Here is a 4,499-nt window from a genome sequence, read left to right as displayed (position 1 = left end):
TGTGCGCGCGAGCGTTACGAACCGTGCATCCCGCGTCACCTCGCCCGCCGCCGAGTTAAGAAGCCGGGTTAAGAAGGTGCCCGATAACGGGTGTAGCCTCCTAGAGGCTTCCGTGCCGCGCGGCACGCATTTTCTGAGCAAAGCCTGAGCAGAATCACCTACTGAAGGTAGTCCCGTGAGCGAATTCCCCGCTGCCCTCAAACGCGGCCTGACCGTGCGCCACGTGCGTTTCATGGCGCTGGGCTCGGCCATCGGAACCGGCCTGTTCTACGGTTCCGCCTCCGCCATCCAAGCCGCCGGTCCCGCCGTGCTGTTCGCGTACATGATCGGCGGCGCGGTGGTGTTCCTGGTGATGCGCGCGCTCGGCGAGATGGCCGTGCTGCACCCGGTGACGGGGTCGTTCGGTCAGTACGCGGGCCGCTACCTGGGACCGCTCGCCGGTTTCATCACGGGGTGGACGTTCGTGTTCGAAATGGCCATCGTGGCCCTGGCGGACGTCACGGCCTTCGGCATTTACATGCAGTTCTGGTTCCCGGACACACCCCAGTGGATCTGGGTTCTGGCCATTGTTTTACTCATCACGGGCTTGAACCTGCTCAACGTCAAGGTATTCGGTGAGCTGGAGTTCTGGCTGACCATCGTGAAGGTCACGGCCATCATTTTGATGATCGTGGGCGGTTTCGCCATTCTCATTTTCGGCTTCTCCGTTCCCTCCAGCGCGCCGCCCGGGCTGCACAACCTGGTTGATCACGGCGGCCTGTTCCCCAACGGCCTGACCGGCCTGTTGCTGTCCTTCTCCGTGGTGATGTTCGCGTTCGGTGGCATCGAGACCATCGGCATCACCGCCGGTGAGGCCAAGATCCCCTCCAAGACCATCCCCGCCGCAATCAACACGGTTCCGGTGCGCATCCTGCTCTTCTACGTGCTCACGCTGTTCGTGCTCATGTGCTTGTTCCCGTGGAACGAGGTCACCGGTGAGATCAGCCCCTTCGTGCAGATCTTCGACTCCCTGGGAGTGCCCTTCGCCGCGCACATCCTCAACGCGGTGATCATCACGGCCGCGATCTCCGCCATCAATTCGGACATTTTCGGTTCCGGTCGCATGGTCTACGGTCTGGCCCAGCAGGGTCACGCTCCCCGTGCCTTCACGCACGTGGGCCGCACCGGCGTTCCGACCCTCACGGTTGCCTTGATGGCCGGCGTTCTGGTGATCGGCGTGATCCTCAACGCCGTGATCCCCGAAAACGTCTTCCTGATCATCGCCTCCCTGGCCACGTTCGCCACGGTATGGGTGTGGATCATGATCCTGCTGTCCCACGTGGGCATGTCCCGCGAACGCGACCGCGCAGGTGCCCCGCGTAGTTCTTACCCGCTACCCGGCGGCCGCGTGAGCACCTACCTCGCGTTGGCGTTCATGGCCTTCGTGATCGTGCTGCTCGCCTTCACCCCGGACACCCGCGTCGCCCTGATCGTGGGCCTCGCGTGGCTCGTCATCATGACCGGTGTGTTCTTCACGTTCGTCAAGGGCAAGGGCCGCCAGCGCACCATTCTTCCCGACGACGACGCCGCTCGCACCGGCGATTCCGCCGGTGCCGGTTCCAGCGCGAGCACCGTGCGGTAGGCACTGCCGACGGGTCGGAAGTCACTTCACCTGATCCGGCTGCTTCCGCTGAGAAACGTCCTCCGACCGGATCGACACTTTCACGTGAGCGGTCTGCCCTGACTCGGTGGATCGGCTCTCGCCCCGCCACCACCCCATGAATTCACGAGCGGTGAAGACCGGCTTGCCCCACTTCGCCGCGTTCTTGGCCTTGTTCGACTGAGAACCGTCCTCGGCGGTGACCAGAACATCGCAGCGGGTCTTGGTCACATTGACGACCGGTTGCAGTCCCCGCTCCACGGCCATGTCCTCCAGGCCCTCCCGAGGGACTTCTCGCCCATCAGCACCGATGACCGTTCCGGTGAAGCAGATGCGAGCGCCGGGAACCAGCACGGAGTCGATGTCCTGGGCTGAGTCAGCAGCCTCGCCCAGGATGTGCTCACCGGTTTGTTCTTCCACCACATGGATGACGCCGAGACTGTCGGCCGACAGTCCTCCGCGTTCCACGGCTTCCCGTAGCTTCTCGGCGAGAACTTCATGCGCATTTCCCGCGGCATCCGCACTACACCGAACGGTGAACTCCGTCCCCTCACCGGGCCTCGGCATCAGGTACCCGGAATGATCCTGAGCCTCCGGGAATGGATCCGCCATCCCCTCGGACAGATCCTTGACCGCGACCAGATCTCGCACGGCTCGGGCACGCTCGACGGCGGTCGGTGCGTCGAGCGCGCGGCGCTGCTGCGCGGAAAGTCGCGTCGCGGCGACGTCGTACCCCATGGGCATGCGCGTGACGTAACCGGTGCGTTTGAGTTCGTAATCGAGGTAGCCGAGCTGTCGGTCGATATTGATACCCACCGGCACGCGGCCGGCCAGGTGCGGGGCGAGCGCGGCCCACGCGTCAGTGAGCAGGGGCGCGAGTTGCACCTGACCGGCGGTGATGTCGTAGGCAACGCGGGCGTCGCCCATGTCGCGGGTGGGGTTGACCAGGGTGCTGAGCTCCAGGCCGTCGTCGGTGAGCAGGGCGATTTCCACGGGGCGGGGACGCCAGCGATCGCCCTCGTCGCCCACGCTGCAGATGCCCAGATAGACGTTGCCCTTGGACGGCTGGACCGCGTGGGAACCGGACCGTAGGAATCGGCGGATGCGCTGGTCCACCTTCAAGTCGCGCGGCAGGACGTTGCGGCGCAGCACGAGCCCCTCGAAGGATGTGCAGCGGCTCAGGGCAACGTACAACTGGCCGTCCGCAAATGTGCCGCCCGTCAGGTCGACCACCACGTTGTCGAGGGTTTGGCCCTGGCTCTTGTGAATGGTGATGGCCCACGCGAGCCGGAACGGCAGTTGGGTGTAGGTGCCGATCACCTCGTGGCGGAGCGTTCCGTGCTCGACGACGGGTCGCGTGACCTCCCACAGGTTGGGTTCCACCTTCACGAAATCCCCATTGGGGAGTTCGACGAAAACAACCAAATCGCCGTCGTCCCAGAAGTAGTCGGCCACCTTGGCGATCGTGCCGTTGACCCAGCGATCGCCGGGATCGTTGGTGAGCATCATGACCTGCGCGCCGCGCTTGAAGACCAGTTCCTTGTCCACGGGGATCTCAAAACCGTCCAGGTCGCCGGTGAGAATCGCGGCGTGATGGATCGGTTCCTCCTCGATCTGCTCGAGCATCCTGCGGTTGCGTGATGTGGCCATGCGGTTGGTGGTGGTCAGCGTCAGCCAGAATTCCTCGATGGGAGGCGTGAAGTCGGGATCCGTGCGGGCATTGAGCTCTCGCCGGGCCTCCTCGAGCAGGCTGCCCTCACGCACGGCATTGAGAATGTCGACCAGGCGGTTGTCACCGATCTGCCGGAACACCGTGCTCAGCTCGACCGTGGCGAAATCCTCCGGGTGGTAGGTGTCCGCGGAGAAGAAGTACGGGGTCTTGTAGCGGGTGGAGAAGTGCTCACGCTCGTAGTCGGTGACCACGGGAGGCAGCTGATAAAGATCCCCCACCAGCACCAACTGCACCCCTCCGTACTTCCGGCCGGGCTTGGGGCCAAACCTTTCCAGCGCAGCCACCAGGCAGTCGAAGAGATCGGCACGGACCATGGAGGCCTCATCCACGATCAGGGTGTGCAGTTCCCGCAACGTCTGGGCGAACCTCCCGGGGAAGTACTTTCCGGTGCGCACCTGCTCCGGGGTCATGCCCGGATACAGCGACAGCAACCGGTGGATCGTGTAGCCCTGCACGTTGAGCGCGGCGATCCCGGTCGGTGCCACGACCACCACGTTCCGGCGGGTGTGGGCCATGAACTCGCGGATCAGCGTGGACTTACCGGTGCCCGCCTTGCCCGTGAGGAACACATTTTCACCGTGATGCAGCCGCTGCAGGGCGTCCTCGAATTCGCGAGTGACGATCAGCTCAGGGGTATCAATGGGATGCACGGGGACCATTCTCTCAACCTTGTGAGCATCGTGCGCGGTCACGCTGCCTGCGCCGCACAATCCCACGGTGTGTCTGCGCATCGGCGTTGTTCGCGCTGAACACGAACGATGCCGGACCGATTTCGCACGAACAGCGTGATGTGAGGGAAACGCACGCGCTAAGTCTCATGTGATTAAAGTGTCGAAATCTTGCCCGGATCCGGCACTTTCTCCCCACCAGATTGCCTCGCTGCAGTTGCCTCACATGTCGCTTCAGCTCGCCCGACGACGCCGCCCCCTGGTTCCGTGCGTCGGCTCACCACGCTTGCGCCCCGATCCACAGCACACCGCGCCCGGCACCTCCCTGTGCCCACTTATAGTCAACTAGACTTTAAGGTGTTAGAGTCATTTTGACACTAACCGAACGGCTCCGCGCCGCAACATGCAGACAAGGAGCCACCATGACCGATCAGCGTGTGCTCCTGGCCGTATCCACCGT

General features: G+C 63.8%; 2 protein-coding genes. One reads left to right on the top strand and one right to left on the bottom strand.

Features of this window, described 5'->3' with window-relative positions; translation table 11 throughout:
• Nucleotides 1–232 precede the first annotated feature (232 nt).
• Complete coding sequence (locus tag Q4E95_RS05505; RefSeq protein ID WP_303382368.1) at nt 233–1,621, top strand: amino acid permease; 1,389 nt, start codon at nt 233–235, stop codon at nt 1,619–1,621.
• A gap of 21 nt (nt 1,622–1,642) precedes the next feature.
• Here the strand turns inward: Q4E95_RS05505 and Q4E95_RS05500 are convergent, their stop codons facing one another.
• Nucleotides 1,643–4,030, bottom strand: a complete 2,388-nt coding sequence (locus Q4E95_RS05500; protein WP_303382359.1) for an AAA family ATPase — start codon at nt 4,028–4,030, stop codon at nt 1,643–1,645.
• Nucleotides 4,031–4,499: the final 469 nt, after the last annotated feature.

The sequence above is a fragment of the Kocuria sp. genome, from assembly GCF_030536815.1.
Taxonomy (GTDB): Bacteria; Actinomycetota; Actinomycetes; order Actinomycetales; family Micrococcaceae; genus Kocuria; species Kocuria gwangalliensis.
The sequence above is the reverse complement of the archived record's forward strand: the minus strand, read 5'-3'. Positions and strand labels throughout refer to the sequence as shown.